This window comes from Spirosoma oryzae (genome assembly GCF_003002825.1).
GTDB classification, from domain to species: domain Bacteria; phylum Bacteroidota; class Bacteroidia; order Cytophagales; family Spirosomataceae; genus Spirosoma; species Spirosoma oryzae.
The window spans coordinates 31,466-51,258 of record NZ_PVTE01000018.1; the positions used below are offsets into that span (position 1 = coordinate 31,466).

Sequence of the window (19,793 nt, forward strand, 5' to 3'; positions counted from 1 at the left end):
TACAGGAAGTGAGTAGTTTCTGTACGGTTACTACGTAGGTATACGAAATTTTATTTGGTTGTTGCGCGATACGACAGGCAGTGTTTTGTTATTTTTGCCTGTTAAAACCCAATCATCAACCGTATTCTATGAGAAAACATGTCCTTTCGGGACTGTTTGCGATTGCGTTCGCTTCGGGAGCCTTCGCCCAGACAACCTTCCCTCAGAATGGGGTGCACGACCAGCGGATGGGGCTCTACGCCTTTACCAACGCTACCATCGTCGTCGACCCGAAAACTACCCTGCAAAATGCGACCCTGCTCGTCCGCGACGGCCGTATCGAAGCCATTGGTAGCGACGTTAAACTGCCCACCGGCGTTGTCGCGACTGATCTGAAAGGCAAGCGCATTTACCCGGCACTGGTCGAACTCGATTCCGACTACGGTATGCCCGAGGTAAAGCGGCAACCCGGCGGTGGGCGTGGTAACCCACAACTCGAATCGAACAAGAAAGGCGCGTACTACTGGAATCAGGCCGTACAGCCGGAGAACGATGCCAGTCTGCTCTTCACGGGCAGCTCGACCAAAGCCGATGAACTGCGCAAACTGGGCTACGGTGCCGCGCTGACGCATCCGCACGACGGCATTATCCGGGGAACGGGGACGCTGGTGACCCTGGCCGACGACCGGGAGAACATGGTCGTGCTGAAGCCCAACGCGACCATGCACTACTCGTTCAACCGGGGCACGTCGAATCAGACCTATCCGAACTCGATGATGGGAGCGGTGGCCCTGATCCGGCAGGCACTCTACGACGCCGACTGGTATAAGCGGGGGGGCAGCAATCAACAGGAAAACCTGTCGCTGGCGGCTCTGAACCGCAACCAGAACCTGCCCGTCATCTTCGACGTGACCGACAAACTCGGCGTGCTGCGGGCCGATAAAATCGGCGATGAATTCAACAAGCAGTATATCATTCGTAGCGGTGGTGATGATTACCAGCGTATCGACGAAATCAAAGCGACGGGCGCGACGCTGATCGTACCGGTCAACTTCCCGCAACCGTACGACGTGGAAGACCCCTGGGATGCCGACAACGTGTCGGTCGCCGAGCTGAAACACTGGGAAATGGCACCGATGAATGCGGGTAAACTGGCGGCTGCCAACATCCCGTTTGCCATCACCACGGCTGGTCTGCGGAACAAGACTGAATTCTGGGCCAACCTGCGCAAAGCCATCGAAAACGGCCTGACAGAAGAGCAGGCGCTGGCGGCTCTGACGACCGTGCCGGCCCGACTCATCAACGCCGGCGACCTAGTTGGTACGCTGAAAAAAGGAAGTCTCGCCAATTTCATCATCACCTCCGGCAACCTGTTCTCGCCCGACAATGTGATCTACGAAAACTGGATTCGGGGTAAGCAGTACATCGTCGGTCAGCAGGTTGTGCAGGACCCGCGTGGTATCTGGAATCTGACGGTCGGTAATCAGCCGCCGATGAAACTGACGATTAACGGAAAGTCGGCCGAAAAGCCGGAGTTTCAACTGATGGCCGATACGACGAAACTGTCGCCCAAAGTGGCCGTCAACGGCGATTTCGTCACCATTCAGGTACAGCTGGATAAGAAAAAGCCCGGCACGACCCGCCTGACGGGATACCGCACCGGTAACACCATCAAAGGCGACGGTGAAACCCCGGACGGCAAACAGGTAAGCTGGACGGCCACCCGCACGGGTGATGCTCCGGCACCCGTTTCGACCACGGCTACCAGCAGCACAGCCACGTCAGCTACGGCTACGCAGGGACAGCTGACTACTACGCTACCGGCTAGTGCAACGGCTGTCGTGTATCCGTTTGTCGGCATGGGCAACGCTAAAAAGCCACAGGCTGAAACGATGCTGATTCGCAACGCAACGGTCTGGACGAACGAAACTGACGGCCCCCGTGGAAACGGCGTTCTGCAAAACGCCGACGTGCTGGTCACCAACGGTAAGATTGCGCAGGTCGGTAAGGGGCTGACTGCCCCCGCCGGAGCCCGCGTCATCGATGGTACGGGTAAGCACCTGACCAACGGTATCATCGATGAGCACTCGCACATCGCCTTGCTATCGGTCAACGAAGGGTCGCAGTCGAGCACGGCAGAAGTCCGCATGGCCGACGTGGTCAATTCGGAAGACGTCAACATCTACCGGCAACTGGCCGGGGGCGTCACGACGTCGCAGCTGCTCCACGGCTCGGCCAACGCCATCGGTGGTCAGTCGGCCATCGTCAAGCTGAAATGGGGGGAAGCGCCCGACGCCATGCTCATCAAAGGTGCCGACGGGTTCATCAAGTTCGCGTTGGGTGAAAATGTGAAGCAGTCGAACTGGGGCGATGCGGCCCGGATACGCTTTCCGCAAACCCGGATGGGCGTCGAGCAGGTGTACATGGACCATTTCATGCGCGCCAAAGAATACGCTAAAGGCTGGGATACGTACAACAAGCTGAGTGCGAAGGATAAAGCGAAAGCCACCGCCCCCCGCCGGGACATCGAACTCGACGCGCTGGCCGAAATTCTGGCGAAGAAACGCTTTATCACCTGTCACTCGTACGTACAGTCGGAGATCAACATGCTGATGAAAGTGGCCGATTCGCTGGGTTTTAAAGTCAACACGTTTACGCATATTCTGGAAGGCTACAAGGTGGCCGACAAGATGGCGAAGCACGGGGCGGGTGGCTCGTCGTTTGCCGACTGGTGGGCCTATAAGATGGAGGTACATGACGCTATCCCGTACAATGCGGCTCTGATGAAGAGTCAGGGGGTAACGGTGTCGATCAACTCCGATGATGCCGAAATGGCCCGTCGTCTGAACCAGGAAGCGGCTAAAGCCGTCGAATACGGCGGTGTCAACGAAGAGGATGCCTGGAAAATGGTGACGCTGAACCCGGCTAAACTGCTGCACCTCGACAATCGACTGGGGAGTATCAAGGCGGGTAAGGACGCTGATCTGGTTGTCTGGAACGCCCATCCGCTGTCGATCTACGCCCGGCCCGACTACACGATCATCGACGGAGCGGTTTACTTCAGCCTGAAAGATGAAGATGCCAAACGGGAAGCGATGCTGGCCGAACGCGCCCGGTTAATCCAGAAAAACCTGGCGGCTAAAGCCGGTGGCGCACCGACCGTCCGCCCAACTTTCCGCCGGATGCGGATGTGGCATTGCGAAGACATCGAAGGCGTTATGGCAGAAGGGGAAGAAAAATAGGTTTTCAGTTTTCGATTTACGGTTTTCGGTGGCTACTGCCGGTTGTCCAATTGTAATAGAGGGCGATGGTCTACACCACCGAAAGCTGTAAACCGTAAACCGAATACCGTAAACCGTAAACCGATAATGAAACGACTATTTATTTCCATACTCTGCCTGGCGTCGCTTACGAGCGTAGCCCAGAACCCTGCACCGGCGAAACAGCAGGACCACGTCATTGCCCTGATGGGTGGAACGGCCCACCTGGGTAACGGACAGGTAATTCAGAACGCCATCGTCCTGTTCGACAAGGGCGTTATCACCAATGTGGTCGACGGAACGCTGGTGAAACTCAATCTGGCCAATGGTACTGAAGTCATCGACGTAAGCGGCAAGCACATTTATCCCGGCCTGATTTCCCCCGCATCGACGGTGGGGCTGGAAGAGATCGAGGCCGTTCGGGCCACGGTCGACAAGCAGGAAGTGGGCGTGCTGAACCCCAACGTCCGCGCGCTGATCGCCTACAATACCGACTCCGAAATCATCCCGACGATCCGTAACAACGGTGTACTGCTGACACAGGCCATGCCGCAGGGCGGGGCCATATCGGGTAGTTCGAGCGTCATGATGACCGACGGCTGGAACTGGGAAGATGCCGTGCTGAAAAAAGACGACGGCCTATGGCTTAACTGGCCGGGCTATTACGCCAGCGATTTCGATCTGGAGAACTTCACCCGCGTCGTGAAGAAAAACGACAAACGCGACGAAGCCATCAGTGCACTGCGCGCGACCTTCGGCGACGCGAAAGCCTACGCGGCCGTATCGAACCCGTCGCCGATGAACCTCCGGCTGGAAGCAATGAAGGGCTTGTTTACGGGGATGCAGAACCTGTACGTCCGGGCTGATTACGCCAAAGACATTGTTGAGGCTGTTCAATGGGCTAAAGCGATGGGCGTGGCGAAGGTCGTGATTGTCGGGGGCGAAGAAAGTCACCGCGTGGCCAGTTTCCTGAAAGAAAACAACGTGCCGGTTATTCTGGGGGCACTGCACCGCCTGCCCAACCGGGAAGACGAAGCCGTCGACCTGCCGTACCGCCTGCCGGGTATCCTGCAAAAAGCGGGTGTGCTGGTCGGACTGAGCTATGCCGACGAGTGGTGGCGGACCCGTAACCTGGCGTTTCAGGCGGGTACGGCGGCCGGATTCGGCGTTGCCGATCACGAAGAAGCGTTGAAGATGATTACGGCCAACAACGCGAAAATCCTGGGTATCGACGGTCTGGTTGGTACGCTGGAAAAAGGCAAACACGCAACCCTGTTCGTTTCGTCGGGCGATGCGCTTGACATGCGCACCAATGTGGTCGAGCACGTATTCATGCAGGGGCGCAAAGTCAATCTCGACGACCGGCACAAGCGCCTGTATAGAATGTACAAGGAGAAGTACACGAAGTAACGCGAAGAAAGCCGGGCTGCACAACTGCTGCCCGGCTTTTTCGTTTTTGGCGTAGCGCCCGTTGACAGCGAATACCCGTAAAAACTGACAAATACGATGGCCAAATCGGACGAACCAAGTATACTGGATAGTGGCCCGTTTTACCACGGCACGAAAGCAGCCCTGTCGGTCGGTGATTTCCTGACGGCCGGATTTCGGTCGAATTACAGACCGGAAATCATCATGAACCACATTTATTTCACCGCGCTGGTCGATGGGGCAGGGCTTGCCGCTGCGCTGGCTAATGGTGACGGTGACGAGCGCGTATACATCGTTGAACCGACGGGCCCCTTCGAAAATGATCCGAACGTTACCGACAAGAAGTTTCCGGGTAATCCTACACGGTCCTACCGCAGTCAGGCACCGGTGAAAATCATCGGTGAAGTAACAGACTGGACACGGCTGACACCGGAACAGCGTCAGCAATGGCGCGACCGACTAGCCGCGATCAACGCAGACCCGGAAGCAAAGATTATTAATTGACAGCGGTAGAGACCGCACCGACGGCCACGCGGTGGTCGTTACCGTAGCGCGGACCGGCGATCCTTCGCGTCTCCCCGCTGAATTCCATATAGGCTGTCGAGGGCTGGCGCGTGCTGAGACGCAAAGGGTTGCGTCGCTACTCAAATCGATCAAAGACTAATGTCAAATTCGGATTGAATGACTAGCTGGGAAGGACGTCCACTGATCAGTTGATAGGAGGCAATCCATTTCTGGGAAACGATCAATTGCACAATCTTTGAGGCTATTTTAGGCAAGGTACCCGCCCAGGTGCCAACGAACGGCAGAAATTGAATCCCAACGGAGGGGCTGACCAGCCAGTGCGGTTTTCCATTTTGCAGAAATAGCCCACTCTCCAGGTAGGAATGAAGGCCGACATACGTGTTTCGAGTGAGCCACAGATCACCCGTCAGATTGACTCCGCCCTTGATTTGATAGAAAGGCTGAGGTCGTTCGGTAGTCTCCGGTATCAGCGTGTATAACGGTTGCCCATAGGCGAAGGCCGCCGTCAAACCCCGCCAGGTGTCGAAGGTTCCGCGTTTACGGGCTCTATCGTGGTAATTGTAGTGCTTCGAACCGATAATGATTCGTGTGTCGAACACGCCGTAGGGCAAAAAATCGTCGGTATTGTTGATGTCGCGCACTTGACCAAAGCCCACGATCAGGCTATTGGCCACCCGGCTGCGGGCGTAGTTACGGTAGTAAGGAATACGGTTCAGCTGGATTAGTTCTTTCTTCCGGATATCGGTGGGGAAATAGCGGGCAATGTCGCTATCCAGCGGAAGGGGAACCAATGACAGAGCGCCAAAATGGGTGATATAAAAGGTTTCCCGCTGATCGGCCTGATGCCGCTTAGGGCTGTCTGGTATGGTTTGTAAAAAGGTGGCGCTTCCAGTTCGGGTAGCGTCAAAGTAAGCGTCCATTACTTCGAAAAGTGACTGGCTGACCACCTCAATGGCTCGCTGGTATTTAACCGTTACCGGTACTTTCGTGAGCAGAGCGAACGAGCGGGCCGTCTGCCATTTGTTTTCAGGAATGTTAAGAAACCCATCGCCGTTGGTCTTCCAGGTCGTCCCCTGCAAATTGACAACCTGTAAGCCAATCCGGTTGTAGAAGTCGTGTAGCGCCTTGTTATTGGTGATACCACCTGCCAGCGAGCGTTTGACAACCATATGGCCGGCGGCACACATATCCTCCACGAAATGGTCCGCAAAAGCATTATAAAGCACCGCGTAAAACAGATAAAGCCGGGCTTTATCCGCCTGCTGCTGGTGGGCGAACTGACCAGCCTGTTGAGCCAGCTGAATGGCCACTGCATGCAGCGTTACGTACATGCGAATGGAATTTTGCTTCTTCAGCGCACTGAATACGCGTTCCGTATTTTCCGGGTTTAGCAGATCAACAATGTCCTGTCGGTCAACGGTTTGCAGGTGCCAGGTCAGGGATTTGCCGTATGCGTAGAAATGGTTAAAGTTAGTCAGTGCCAGTAGGCCATACTGAAAATCGGTATTGAGTAGCTGTTTATCGGGTGCACCGGATAAAAACTGCTGGCCGTACTGGATTTGAAGCTGAACGATTCGGTTCAGTACCGAATTGTTGTAGCTTAACTGTTCGCTCATTTCCAGCGGATTACTCTCGTGATCGCCTGACAGCCCATTCAAGTCCCCGTAACTGATGGTATTGGGGGAAACCGACAGCTCCTCGAAAAGCCATTCCTGATGTTGGGCGTCATAACGTAAGTGAAGCTGGGTAGCCAGAAACTGAGCAGCCGTTAGTGAGTCGACAAAATAGCCTTTACCCATCATTCGGTTTACTACCTCGCTCATGGCGGCATTACCGATTGCCTTATGCTCATTGTAGTTGTAGGTCCAGCCCAGACGGCTTGTCAGTAACAGGGCCATAAGTAAACCTAATCGTGTCATTAGCATCGTCAATATAAGCCACCGAAGGGGGGCGATGTGAATAAATCAATGCAATTGCTACCTACTGTCTGTTCGGATCGAATTGCTCAGTACACATATCCATCAACTGGTATGAGTTATTCGCTGTAGATTTTATAGCGCTTGTTAGCGCTATTTTTGTATACGTTGCGCGGGCAAAAGTATACGATTGGCGAGCGGTGAATGTCGATTTTAGACGAAAGTGCCTATTTATTAGACCAAAACGACCGATACGACGCTGTCTCGATGAAAAGTTGGGCTTCGTCTACTGTTAAAATGGCAGAGACGGCGAAAATTTATCGTTGGATGCCTGTTTCTACTAGTGAATGACTTACGCGAACATGCCAGACCTTCCGACGGAAAATAAACTGCTGCTGTATTCATTCAGTGGTAAATTCAGGTGGCATCGACGGGCCCTGCTGCTGCTAATACTTTTATCGGCTTTATTTTTCTTATTAAGTCTTCCGGCAGAAGGGTACACGACACGTGCTATAGTGTGGCAGAGAATAGGTTTTTTTCTGCTAATTACTGGACCGATCGGGATTAATCTGTACGTCCTGATTCCCCGATTTTTATTTAAAAATAAGTATGGTTGGTACCTCACGGGGCTGATCGGAGGATACGGATTCTTTTTTGGCATTCATCTTTTTTGCCGGTGGGTTAGCAGTTCATCGTTTAGCTTATATCGCTTACCAGGCCTGTCGATTGGCGTAGTATACGAATTTTTATTCTACACAATTATTCTAAGCATGCTTAGCGCGACTACGGCAGCCTGGCAATTGTTCCAGCGCTGGCTGCGAGATGGTTATCGACTAGCGCAACTTGAAAATAGTCTGGTGCGAACAGAACTAGCCTTGCTGAAAACGAATATCAGTCCCCATTTTCTGTTTAATATGCTCAACAATGCCGAGGTGCTAACGCAGACTGATCCGCTAATGGCCAGGCAGTTACTGAGTAAACTTGCTGATTTTTTACGCTACCAGCTCTATGATAGCAGCCGGGAGAAGGTACTGCTGAGTGCGGATATCCTTTTTCTCGATCAGTATCTTGCCCTGGAGAAAATTCGACGGGATCAATTCGATTACACCATAGAGCAGCAGGGAACAGATCGACCGGTTGAAGTGGCCCCCTTGTTATTTATTCCCTTCGTCGAAAATGCGGTCAAGCATAACCTGGTTTCCTGGGGAGCCTACGTTCACCTAAGTTTTACACTGACGGCGAACGAGCTACTGTTTACCTGCCGTAACTCGGTCGATAGAACCCAAACTGCCTTCTCTGGAGGATTGGGTTTAGAAACTGTTTACCGTCGCCTGGACTTGCTGTATCCCAACCGGCATCAACTGGTGGTTGAAGACCAACCGGATAGTTATACTGTTAAATTGACCATTAGCTTATGAAATGCATCATAATCGATGACGAACCTTTGGCTAGAAAAGGGGTGATGCTACTGCTGGAATTACACGCGGAATTGCAGGTAGTCGGCAATTTTAACCAGGCGACCACAGCGCTGGATTATATAAGGCTCAACCCTGTAGATTTGATTTTTCTGGACATTCATATGCCGGGACTTAACGGTTTAGAATTCGCTCGCCAGCTGGGAAAAAATACGATGATTATTTTCATTACAGCCCATGCCGAATATGCCCTGGACAGCTACGAAGTCGAAGCGATCGACTATTTGGTTAAGCCGATTCAGCCGGCCCGGTTCAACCTGGCGGTTCAGAAAGCATTGGCATACGCTGACTTGTTAAAACAGGCTAGCCTGAGTACATCCCTGGAATTCACAGCTGACTTTCTGTTCGTTCGTTCAGAACGTCAGTACGTGAAAGTAGCGCTACAGGATATTTTCTACATAGAAGGGTTAAAGGACTATGTAATTCTTCACCTGGCGGAACAAAAAATTATCACGGCCATGAACCTTAAAAAGATTCATGGTCAGTTGCCGCTGGATTTCTTTATCCGGGTAAGCAAATCGTACATCGTGAATGTCACTCACATACAGGCGTTCGATAATAATAACGTTACGATCTTGGACAAGGAAATCCCCATCGGCAGCAGCTTTCGGGACGCTTTCTTTGATCGAGTCATTCGAAAAGGTAGTCGGTAGCCGGTCTAGTTCATCCAGACGGCGTTCGGGAAGTACATCGGGTAGCGGGGTCAACTGCGTTGGATCATCAGTTAATGGTTGGCTATACGCAATCAACCCACCGAAGAAGGGCGCGGACTTACGTGCGCTGTTTTTGAGCGTGCGAAGCCATGCACCAGGCCGCTCAACGACCCGCGTTGAGTAACCCCAACAAACTTCTGACCGGATTTGACCACAAAGGCTTTCGCTTCCTCAATCGGCCCGCTAGCCAACCTGTTGGCAAAAATATCCTTATACGAAATAGGCTCAGAGCATGGATACCAACGCGCAGTCTAACAAATTGTTTGTCAGTGTCTAAGGTGGAAGGGTAAACCCCTTTCTGGCTTGTCTACGCGATAGTTGATCCAGGGGCTCATTAATTCGTTTGACAGCTTGATGCCGTATGCCCTGACCAGACCGAATCGCCGATGTGCTCGTCGTGCATGGGTTGCCAATCGGATTTCCGTCGGCTAAACCACGCCAGTGTCAACCAGGGCGCAGGGGCCATAGAGTAGTGGTGAGGCCCTGACGGGGGACTGCGGTTCTGCCCGTGCGGTCATAACGCTGAAGTTCGGCGTTGATAACGTTGGTACCACGCTCCGTTCTATCGATGCCCAAACACGTTCTGAAGGGCGGACCGGTCGCTACCTCAATACGCAGCGTTTCCGTTAAGCAACTCTATACGGTAAACCATACACAGTAAAGCCCCGAAAAGCGGCTTTGCTCCGGTTTTTTTCGTGAACTTTGGCCCCGGAAACTTACCGCTGCCGCCATCAACGCATGATTCGTATTTTTCAGGAGGATGAGACCTTCGTCCGCAAAATCCGCGACATCGATTCTTTTTCTGATACCGAACGCACACTCTGGGTTGACCTACAGAACCCTACAGCCGCCGAAATCAAGAGCGTCGAGGAAAAATTTGACGTCGACTTTCTAAGTCAGCAGGAGCAACTGGAGATCGAAAGCAGTTCCCGTTACATCGAGGAGGACGAGTTCCTGATTGCCAACTCCAACTTTCTGGTACCTGACGCGGAACAGCGCTACGTAACGGTGCCGGTCAGTTTTATCCTCAAAGACGACACGCTCTTTACCTACCGGAACGCCGACCTGAAATCGTTCGCCGACACGGTCAAGCGCATCAAGTCGCGCCGGGCGATGTTCAAGGATGGCGCGCAGATCATGATCTACATCTTCGAATCGCGCATCGACTACGACGCCGATCTGATCGAACTGGTGTCGGGCGAGATCAAGGCGATCAATCGCCTGCTTGATCTCGACGCTAACCTCGACCGGGAAATGCTGCTGAATATCAACGATTATCAGGAGCTAACCATGTCGATTCGGGAAAACGTGGTCGATAAACAGCGCGTGATTTCGTCGATGATCCGGTCGGACGGCTGGTTTACGGATGACGAACAGCAGCGACTGCGCACGCTTATCAAAGACATCAACTCGCTGATCGACCATACGAACTTCATCTTCGAACGACTCGAATTTCTGCAAAACACCTACCTCGGTCTGATCGACCTGGAGCAGAACCGGGTCGTCAAGATTTTCACCGTCGTATCGCTGGTGTTTCTGCCGCCGACCCTGCTGGCAAGTATCTGGGGGATGAACTTCGCCGGGATGCCCGAGTTGAGCTGGTCATTTGGCTATCCGATTGCCATTGGTTCGATGCTGTTGTCGTCGCTGCTAACGATACTCATATTCCGGCGCAAAAAATGGTTGTAGGGCTAATGGGCCGAATAACCGACGAATATTGCCTTCTATGCGTCGGCCATGGCTGTTGATGTCGTATCGAACGCCTTCTCTTACAGCCTGGTCGGCCTGGACGACAGACAACCGCTGCTGGCGGGAGTTGGCGCGGTTACCCGGCCGGGCTCCACAAGACTGGGCGACGCACCAACCAGCCGCCGAGCGGCTGGTATTTATCGGTGGATTGGTAGCCAGTGCTGTTTACGACCGTTTCCGTCGGCCCACGACAGCGTAGAGTGGATCGCCCGAGCCGCCCGGACTGCGATCAAGCACCTCGATCTGGTCGAACAGTAGACTGTGTTCATAGTAGCTACGAACCAGTTCCTGGTGCCCCTTATCGTCCATCGACTGCCAGATCATAACCGCTTTGGTCGGAAACAACCGGTTGGAAAAGACGGTGATAAACGGCGCGCCCGGCTTCAGCACCCGCGCTATCTCTTGATACACCCTGACCGGGTCGGTCAGGTATTGTACGGAAACCGTCAGCATGCCGCCGTCGAAATATTCTTTTTCGAATGTCAGGCGCGGTTGCCGGTTGATGTCGTGCACGACGCGAGCGTCTAACTGCGGATTTTGGGTGAGTTCGGTTGCGTTCATGCCCAATCCGACTACCTGTCCGTAGTGTACGTCCGTTGGCAAGTGGCTGCGCCAGCTACTCATCAGGTCCAGAATACGGCCGTCGGCGGGCAGGTACTCCCGGAACAGCTGCGTTGTAGCTGCAATGGCTTGATCGTCAATATGAACGACCAAACGGGGTTGCCTGTAAAAATCGGCATCGTCGGTTTCATCGTAACGGCGAAAGGGGTTGGGGGTAGGCATGTTAGTGCTTGCTATCGTCCTGTTTATTGGGTAACCGAGCGTTTATAGGCGGGGTTTTCCGTTCTACAGTATTCCCCGACGACAGAAAATACATCGGGCGATTAAACGGTTTTATTCGTTATGTATCAAAGTGATATACACGGTAACCGCCACGATTGGCTCCGACGATGAACATACTGAAAACGATTGCAATGCTTTGCCTGCTGGTCACGCTGACGACCGGGGTGGGTTTCGTCCGGACGGCGTCGGCGCAGCCGGGCGTAAGCGTACCGATTCAGGCATTTTACGATGAATTGGCTCCCTACGGACAGTGGGTGCAGCATCCCTACTATGGCTCGATCTGGCTACCCAGTGCCGGACCCGGTTTTCAGCCGTACGTCAGCGATGGGCACTGGGTTGTCACGGAATATGGTAATACCTGGGTGTCTGACTACCCCTGGGGCTGGGCACCGTTTCACTACGGCCGCTGGATTTTCGACGATCAGTACGGTGGCTGGGCCTGGATTCCCGGTTCCGATTGGGGACCCGCCTGGGTGTCGTGGCGGTCGGGTGGCGGTTATTACGGCTGGGCACCACTGGGTCCGGGTGTGAACGTCAACGTAAATATCAACATCCCTGCGCCGTACTGGACGTTTGTGCCGCAGATATACATCAACAGTCCGCAGTGGTACGGCTATCGGGCACCACGGCCACGGGGTGTGGCGATCTACCAGAATACGACGATCATCAACAACGTCTACCAGTACGGTAATCAGGCTTATTTCTATGGTCCGTACCGGGGTGAAATCGAGCGCGTGACGCGTCGGCCCGTGCAAGTGTACCGCATCGATCAACTCGACAGGCCGGGCCGCACCATTATTTCAGGCAATTCGGTCGGGTTCTACCGACCCGGCCTGGGTAATCGACGTGACTACGACCGGGGTAATTACGGATATAACAACCGCTACGACAATAACTACGGCAGTCGCGGCAATGGTACCTACAACGACGGTCGCTACGGGAACAACTACCCGGACGGTCGGCGGTATGACAACGGTAATCGCCAGCCGGGAAACGCCTATCCGGACAGACGTTACGATAACACGCCGAATGGTGGCTATAACGGTAATAACCGCAACTATCCCGGCTCTACCAATCCACCATCACCCGGTAATCCAACCAACGGTAACGGCCGTTACGACAATGGTGGCTATAGCCGGGGCGATGGCGGATTCGGTAATGGAAACCGGCCTGACGCTAACCGGGGTGGCTACAACAACCCGTCGATCAACCAGCCCAGTCCACAGCCCACTCCGCCACAGAGTCAGCCCGAGCGGCAGTATAATGGCGGGGTGAGCCGGGAACCGGCACAACCGCAGCCCGGCATGTCGCGTGGCGATGGTGGCTTTGCGCCGGGTGGCCGTGGTGGATTCAGCCAGCCGAACCAGCGTATGGAGCAGCCGCAGGGGCAGCCAGCTGGGCAACCACAGGGTGGCGAGCGCGAAGCTGGTGGCCAACGGGGTGGTCGCGGACCACGCTAGTCGTCAAATTCATTTTACCATTACTACACTACTTGCTTTAGTCAAGCTCACCGTGACGGGCCAGTGTCAGAAACGACACTGGCCTTTTTTGTTGCGCGCGACTATAGCTGACCGCGTATTTTTGTGGGATGCGCTATTTTATCGAGTTATCGTACCGGGGAACGGCCTACCGGGGCTGGCAGACACAGGCCAATGGGGTCAGCATACAGTCGACACTGGAGCAGGCGCTGTCGAAGCGGCTGGGCTGGCCAGTGTATGTACTGGCCAGTGGTCGGACCGATGCGGGCGTGCACGCCGAACAGCAATTTGCTCACTTCGATACCGACCAGCCGCTTGCCCTGACCGACGATCTGCTCTACTCGCTCAACTGCATCCTGCCCGACGACATCGCGATTCATACTATCTTCCCTGTCGAAGCTTCCGCCCATGCCCGGTTTTCGGCGGTGTCGCGCTACTACCAATACCATATTACTCGTGATAAAAACGTGTTTCAGCCAGGCCTGACGCTCCATTTTCGCCCGTCGCTCGACCTAGATCGAATGAACGAAGCCTGTCAGATTCTGCTGCGCTACACCGATTTTAAAAGCGTCAGTAAAGCACGCGCCAACGTAGCCCACTTCCGCTGCGAGCTGGCCTTCGCGTACTGGACCGCCCAACCCGACGGTAGGCTCACGTTCCACATCAAAGCCAACCGATTTCTCTGGGGGATGGTCCGTACGATCGTCGGGATGATGCTGGAAATCGGGCAGGACCGGCTGAGTCTCGACGCCTTCGATCAAATCTTACAGGCCCGTGATCGCACCGTCGCCGGGCGAGCGGCCCCCGCCAACGGCCTGTATCTGGTCGAAGTCGCCTATCCCGCCGAGGTATTGGTGAACCGTGTGTAGACAAGTGTAGCCTGGACCTCCCGGTCCGGGTGCCCGTCAGGGCAACTCTTACAGGCGGTAGCCTGATTGGCCGCTATCGCGCCCTTCAGACGTGGACGTCTGGGTTACACCGCTATACGTCATACGCCGGCAGGTCGAACTCGGCTTCTTCCTCGGCGTGTTTGTCGTCTTTCTTCGTAAACAGACCCATTAGCTTCTTGACCGTGTCGCTGGCGGCTACGGCGAAGGCTTTGTTTAACACGAACACGCCGAATTTCGATTTGGGGTAAACAATCCAGGGAACGCCGGGGGGTAACTTCTGCACCGACTCAACATAGGGGCGCAACCGCTGCTCGTAGCTGGCAAAAGCGTCCTGATAGTTGGTGTGCGTGGCTAATTCTCCGGCCAGCACGTAAGCGCCTACCATGGCCAGCGTAGTGCCTTTCCCACTTACCGGAGCCGGACAATAGGCTGCGTCGCCGGTCAGGGCTAATCTGCCGTTTGACCAGCGGGGGGCTTTGATTTGACCCACGCCATCGAAATAGATGTCGTCGTTGGTGTCGAATTCACGAGCCAGCCTGGGTGCTTCCCAGCCCGCGTTCTGAATCTTTTCTTTTAGTAGCGGTCGGTAATCAGCCGATGTTAGCTTAGCGTATTCGTCCTCAGGCAGCAAAAAGTTGAACGACGCCCGCGTAGTTCCTTTGTTGTCGGGCCGTAACAGAATCACCCGGCGATCATCGGCAGTATACCAGCGGGCCCAGTTCGTATCTGTCGGTCCTTTGGGTATGGTGAGGTAGGCGCTACACAGACCCAGGTAGTGGAACGTCGGTTCGTCGCCAACCATCAGTTTGCGGGTTTTCGACCGGATACCGTCGGCGGAAATGACCAGGTCGAACCGTTCGGTCGTTCCACTGTTGAACGCGACGCCGACGCCATCAGCGTCCTGCGTCAACCCGGTTATGTAATCGTCAAAGCGGTAGTTGGCTTTGGTCCGGCTGGCTTCGTACAGAATACTGACGAGGTCACCCCGGAGAATTTCCAGCTCCTGCGTCAACCCGGTTGGATCGTCTTTCGAAAATGCGGCTTCCGCGTTGTTGTCGGCGTCGACAAACTGCGTACCGATCTCCGTCGTGTTGGCTGCCCGGACGGCTTCTTCCAGCCCCATCAGGCGGATGATTTTTCGGGCCGGTCCATTGACGTCGATATTCTGACCACCCAGCCGGAGGGCAGCCGACCGTTCGACGACCGTGACGTCAAAACCGTATTTACTCAGCCAGTAGGCCAGTGTAGGCCCGGCTATACTGGCTCCTGAGATGAGCACTCGTTGCGGTTTGGTTTGCATGGAGTAATGAATAGATGCGTTCTGTAGCTCTTTTGACATGCCCATATCTGCTTACTTTTGACAGGATTGGCAGAAGTGACACATCTATAATTACTATATCGTAGTTATTTTGTTTTAATACTACGAAAACATTTTAAGCTATGGGTAAGCAATCGGCGGTACCGTTGATGATCGAGTGGGAGCGATACTGTGATGAGCACCCACAGGGTAACCTACGGGAGTTCGCGAGCTGGCTGCTCAACACCCTCGATCCCATACGGGAAGCGCCGTCGGTATCTGTCGCTGAACCGCTTGCCGCACCAGACGTGCAACTGCCAGAGGCTTTCCAGCAGGACGACGACTTTTTATCATGGTTTTACATGAGTCGACTGAATCGATTCGTCCGGTCTTACGCTAAGTCAATCATGGCCGAGTATAGCTTTTCCGGGCCCGACGAATTCCTGTTTCTATCGATGATTCACTACATGGACCGGCCTACCAAGAAAGAAGTATGCATGGCCAATGCCGTTGAGCTGACAACCGGCGTCGACATTCTGCGTCGACTCATGAAGCGCGGACTGATACTGGAAGCGACCGATGAGCGCGACGCCCGGTCAAAGCGGTTATCACTGACAGACAGCGGCCGAACGATGGTACAGGTCGTCGGTAAAGAGTTGGAGCAACTGCCACACAGCGTGTTGGCCGACCTGTCTGAAGCCGACCGCCGGCAATTCATGCAAACCCTGCAATACCTCAATAACTACCATTTCCTGAACTACAAGCTGTAGTGTAGCCCAGACGTCCACGTCTGGAGGACGCGACAGCGGCCAGCATGGCTACCACCTAACACAATTAGCCTAACGGCTACCAGACCTAGAGGTCTGGGCTACGCGGCTACGGCCAATTCTATCTGTTTAGAAAATTTCTAAATAATCTCTCTTTTTATTTGGATTGATTATAAACAAGGGCGATGTTTGCAACGAACCTTCTGGCAAACGCTATGCGCTGCACCTATCGAACCCTTGCTGATTCGGCCAACGGCCGCATCGGGCTGTACGGAGACATGGCTTCCTGCCTTGACTCGGCCGATGCGCAGCACAACGTCGTTTTCGAATACGGAAACATCACGCAGTGGCTGGCGTACGATGAGTTGGTTCAACTGGAATGGAACGTGCGGCACGTCGACCCCGACGCTTATTTCGAGCTGTACCCCAACGACAATCGCATCCACCTGTCGACGCCCTCGCCTTACCTCTGCTTTAGTTTCCTGCCCGACGAGTTGACCGAACTGCGGGCGCTGCTGTCGGAAGCGGTGGCAAGTGTAACCGATTTTCAGCGGCAGTGGACGCGCATTCTTAACGAGTCGATCAACTAGTCTGCGCCCCGTTCGATGCTTACCAGTCTACTCCTCCTCCTTATCGGTATTCAGCAGCCCGCAGTCCCACCTGCCGACACGATGCGAAGCCGGTCGCTCGACGCGGTCGTCGTGACGGCGACGCGTACGGAACGGCAGGTCGGCTCGTTGCCAATGCCGGTTACGGTCGTGGGAAAAGCGCAGATACAGCAGTCCGGTAGTTTACGGCTCAACGATATTCTACGGGAGCAAACCGGTCTGACGATCGTCAGCGATCACGGGCAGGGGCTTCAGGTACAGGGATTTGCGCCCGATTATACGCTGATATTGGTCGATGGTGAACCGCTGATCGGCCGTACCGCCGGTACGCTGGATCTGAACCGGCTGACGGTTGGCAACATCAAACAAATCGAGGTGGTGAAAGGACCGTCGTCGAGTCTGTATGGTTCGGAAGCGCTGGCTGGAGTAGTCAATATCATCACCGAAAGTCCGACCCGCACCCAGGGAAGTGTGTCGGCGCGGTACGGCGCGAATCGAACCAGCGACCTGACCGCCGACGTAGCCCTGCGACAGGGGAAAACCAACCTGTATCTGTTCGGTAATCGATATGCGTCGGCGGGCTACGATCTGACGCCCGAAACGTACGGCAATACGGTCTCGCCATTCACAAACTATACAGGCAGTGGCCGGCTGACGAGTCAGCTAAGCAACCGGGTAAAGCTCACACTCACAGGTCGGTACTTTGCTGAAAATCAGAACGCCAACACGCAACTGACCGATCAGCAGCTTATCGTGGGGGCGGGTAGGGTAAATGAGTACACGATTAACCCGGTCGTTACGCATCAGGTGTCGGACGCCTGGAAACTGATGTACCGCTACTACCGCTCGGGCTACCGTACATCAAGCGATCTGCGCTACCAGACGACCGGGGCCGATTACGACGCCAGCTATTTCCGGCAGACATTCAACCGACCCGAGCTGGTAGTCGAACGGACGATTCGCAACCGGCATTTTTTAACCCTTGGCGTGGGCTATATCGGCGAAAGCGTGGAAGCAACGCGATACCCCGGCCGGCAGCTATTCTCTACCCGCTATAGTTTCGCGCAGTTCGAATGGATACCGACCCGGCGGCTGACGATCATTGCCGGTGGCCGTTACGACAACCACAGTCAGTACGCAGCGCAGTTCAGTCCCAAGCTATCGGCGCGGTATGAAGTAAGTCCGACGATTGCGTTGCGGGCCAGTAGTGGGGTCGGTTTCAAAGCGCCTGACTTTCGGCAGTTATACCTCAACTTCGACAATGGCGTGGTGGGGTACAGCGTATTCGGCACGCAGGAATTGGCCGCTGGCATCGCCCGGTTGCAACAGCAGGGGCAAATCGCGGAAATCCTGGCCGATCCCGCGCGCTTCGGTACTATTCGGGCGGAGCGTTCGATGGCGTACAACCTGGGCATAGCCGCTAATTTTCAGCAGAAATACAACCTGCCACTGCTGCTGTCGGTCAACCTGTTCCGGAACGACGTTCGCGATTTGATCGAAACGCAGGTCGTGGCGCAAAAGACCAATGGGCAGAACGTATTCAGCTACACCAACCTCAATCGGGTATTTACGCAGGGGGCTGAAATCGACGGCAGTTACCGGCTGACGGCAGGTGCGGGTCGACTGACAATAGGTGCGGGCTATCAGTATCTCGATGCCCGCGACAAGAGTGTGGTCGATGCGATTCGGGCCGGGCAGGTATTTCGGCGCAATCCCGAAACGCTGATAACGGAGCAGGTGAAGATGGCCGACTACGGTGGCCTGCTGAACCGGTCGCGGCATATGGCCAACCTGAAATTTTTCTACGAACTGCCCCGGCATGGCGTATCGGCTTCGGTGCGGGGCATCTACCGGAGTCGCTACGGATTTTCCGATCGCAACGGTAACCTGATCCTCGACGTCGACAATGAATACGTACCCGGCTATATCACCTGGCATCTGACAGCCGCCAAGACGATTCGGCAACTGACGGTACAGGCGGGCGTCGACAACCTGACCGGGTACACCAATCCGCAATACATCCCGACGCTGGCCGGGCGGCTCTGGTACGCCAGCCTGCGCTGGAACTGGCAGCAGCGACCGGCAACACAATCCAACTCTCTATAAATCAATTCGTAATCTCCCAATCAGTACACTGTATGAAACTAATTGCCAACCTGACCCTGCTCACCCTGTCAGCCGCGCTGCTGACGGCCTGTTCAAAAGACGACAACGCCGTAACAACGCAACCCGTGCAGTCGGTAACCGTGCGGGATCTGCCCGCCGACCCGGTATCGACAACGGCCAGCAGTGGTACCGCCACGCAGCCGGTGGCCGCTACTGGTAAGTACACGCTCTACAGCCTGCGCGACAACAAAGTCATTGCCAACACCGACTCGGCCAGCAACAAATGGGACATTGGCTTTCGCAGCACGTCGATCATCGTCAACGGTGGTGCTATGCGGTCGGGACAAGGCGGAGCCAACGTGTATACCGGTACGTTCGACGCCTTAACGGCCATTCCAGCGTCGACAACTTTTGCTCAGGACCAAAGTGTTACGCAACTCGCTGTGCCGGGTGGCTCGGGTAATGGCTGGTACAATTACAGCAGTACGACCAACCTTGTGTCGGCCATACCGGGACGGGTGCTGCTGATCCGCACCGGCGACGGTACCAAATACGCCAAACTGGAAATTCTGAGCTATTACCTGGGGGCACCCGCCAACCCGACCAGTACGACGCCCAGCCGGTATTTCACCTTCCGCTACACCTATCAGCCGAATGGCTCAACCACACTGAACTAATTCGTAGTTGGCTGACGCATAACTACAAAACACAAACCTCTTAAGCCCTTAGCTGAGGTGGTCGGTGCCGTGGCGCGGCCCG

The 19,793-nt window shown here is 54.8% G+C and carries 16 protein-coding genes; 13 read left to right on the top strand and 3 right to left on the bottom strand.

The genetic code is table 11. From position 1 onward, the window contains the following. Positions 1–128: 128 nt before the first annotated feature. The 3 genes from CLV58_RS19210 to arr all read left to right on the top strand — a co-directional run bounded on the left by CLV58_RS19210 (position 129) and on the right by arr (position 5,171). Positions 129–3,221: an amidohydrolase family protein gene (locus tag CLV58_RS19210; protein WP_106139449.1), complete on the top strand. Its 3,093-nt coding sequence runs from the start codon at positions 129–131 to the stop codon at positions 3,219–3,221. Positions 3,222–3,347: 126 nt separating this feature from the next. After that, complete coding sequence (locus CLV58_RS19215; RefSeq protein ID WP_106139450.1) at positions 3,348–4,649, top strand: amidohydrolase family protein; 1,302 nt, start codon at positions 3,348–3,350, stop codon at positions 4,647–4,649. A gap of 96 nt (positions 4,650–4,745) precedes the next feature. After that, positions 4,746–5,171, top strand: coding sequence for an NAD(+)--rifampin ADP-ribosyltransferase (gene arr / locus CLV58_RS19220; RefSeq protein ID WP_106139451.1), 426 nt, complete (start codon positions 4,746–4,748; stop codon positions 5,169–5,171). 149 nt (positions 5,172–5,320) lie between these two features. Here the strand turns inward: arr and CLV58_RS19225 are convergent, their stop codons facing one another. Continuing rightward, on the bottom strand, positions 5,321–7,090 hold the full coding sequence (locus CLV58_RS19225) for a hypothetical protein (protein WP_106139452.1): 1,770 nt from the start codon (positions 7,088–7,090) through the stop codon (positions 5,321–5,323). 365 nt (positions 7,091–7,455) lie between these two features. On the opposite strand from CLV58_RS19225, the gene CLV58_RS19230 reads away from it, so the two are divergent. The 4 genes from CLV58_RS19230 to CLV58_RS28095 all read left to right on the top strand — a co-directional run bounded on the left by CLV58_RS19230 (position 7,456) and on the right by CLV58_RS28095 (position 11,244). Continuing rightward, positions 7,456–8,526 (top strand): sensor histidine kinase, encoded by a 1,071-nt coding sequence (locus CLV58_RS19230; RefSeq protein WP_106139453.1) that lies wholly within the window; start codon positions 7,456–7,458, stop codon positions 8,524–8,526. Next, on the top strand, positions 8,523–9,236 hold the full coding sequence (locus tag CLV58_RS19235) for a LytR/AlgR family response regulator transcription factor (RefSeq protein WP_106139454.1): 714 nt from the start codon (positions 8,523–8,525) through the stop codon (positions 9,234–9,236). Before CLV58_RS19230 ends, CLV58_RS19235 begins: the two co-directional genes overlap by 4 nt. Before the next feature lie 798 nt (positions 9,237–10,034). Further along, complete coding sequence (corA, locus tag CLV58_RS19240) at positions 10,035–10,985, top strand: magnesium/cobalt transporter CorA (RefSeq protein ID WP_106139455.1); 951 nt, start codon at positions 10,035–10,037, stop codon at positions 10,983–10,985. 37 nt (positions 10,986–11,022) lie between these two features. Then, on the top strand, positions 11,023–11,244 hold the full coding sequence (locus tag CLV58_RS28095) for a hypothetical protein (RefSeq protein ID WP_146141479.1): 222 nt from the start codon (positions 11,023–11,025) through the stop codon (positions 11,242–11,244). Here the strand turns inward: CLV58_RS28095 and CLV58_RS19245 are convergent. Further along, a complete protein-coding gene (locus tag CLV58_RS19245) occupies positions 11,211–11,828 on the bottom strand; it encodes a class I SAM-dependent methyltransferase (RefSeq protein ID WP_106139456.1) in 618 nt (205 codons plus the stop codon). The genes CLV58_RS28095 and CLV58_RS19245 overlap by 34 nt on opposite strands. Positions 11,829–11,995: 167 nt before the next feature. Here CLV58_RS19245 and CLV58_RS19250 point away from each other — a divergent pair, with 167 nt between their 5' ends. Next, the gene (locus CLV58_RS19250; protein WP_106139457.1) at positions 11,996–13,348 is read left to right on the top strand and encodes a DUF6600 domain-containing protein; all 1,353 of its coding nucleotides are present in this window, start codon (positions 11,996–11,998) and stop codon (positions 13,346–13,348) included. Positions 13,349–13,476: 128 nt separating this feature from the next. Next, on the top strand, positions 13,477–14,235 hold the full coding sequence (gene truA, locus CLV58_RS19255) for a tRNA pseudouridine(38-40) synthase TruA (protein WP_106139458.1): 759 nt from the start codon (positions 13,477–13,479) through the stop codon (positions 14,233–14,235). A 112-nt stretch (positions 14,236–14,347) separates the two neighbouring features. Here the strand turns inward: truA and CLV58_RS19260 are convergent, their stop codons facing one another. Then, positions 14,348–15,556, bottom strand: a complete 1,209-nt coding sequence (locus CLV58_RS19260) for an FAD-dependent monooxygenase (protein ID WP_106139459.1) — start codon at positions 15,554–15,556, stop codon at positions 14,348–14,350. 140 nt (positions 15,557–15,696) lie between these two features. Between CLV58_RS19260 and CLV58_RS19265 the strand changes: the two genes are divergently transcribed. The 4 genes from CLV58_RS19265 (at position 15,697) to CLV58_RS19280 (ending at position 19,711) form a co-directional block, all read left to right on the top strand. Continuing rightward, on the top strand, positions 15,697–16,323 hold the full coding sequence (locus CLV58_RS19265) for a MarR family winged helix-turn-helix transcriptional regulator (protein ID WP_106139460.1): 627 nt from the start codon (positions 15,697–15,699) through the stop codon (positions 16,321–16,323). Between the two features lie 212 nt (positions 16,324–16,535). Beyond that, positions 16,536–16,910 (top strand): hypothetical protein, encoded by a 375-nt coding sequence (locus CLV58_RS19270; RefSeq protein ID WP_146141480.1) that lies wholly within the window; start codon positions 16,536–16,538, stop codon positions 16,908–16,910. Positions 16,911–16,925: 15 nt separating this feature from the next. Then, entirely contained in the window at positions 16,926–19,034 is a 2,109-nt protein-coding gene (locus CLV58_RS19275; protein WP_106139462.1) for a TonB-dependent receptor plug domain-containing protein, read from the top strand. A gap of 32 nt (positions 19,035–19,066) precedes the next feature. Further along, entirely contained in the window at positions 19,067–19,711 is a 645-nt protein-coding gene (locus CLV58_RS19280) for an HmuY family protein (RefSeq protein ID WP_106139463.1), read from the top strand. Positions 19,712–19,793 lie beyond the last annotated feature (82 nt).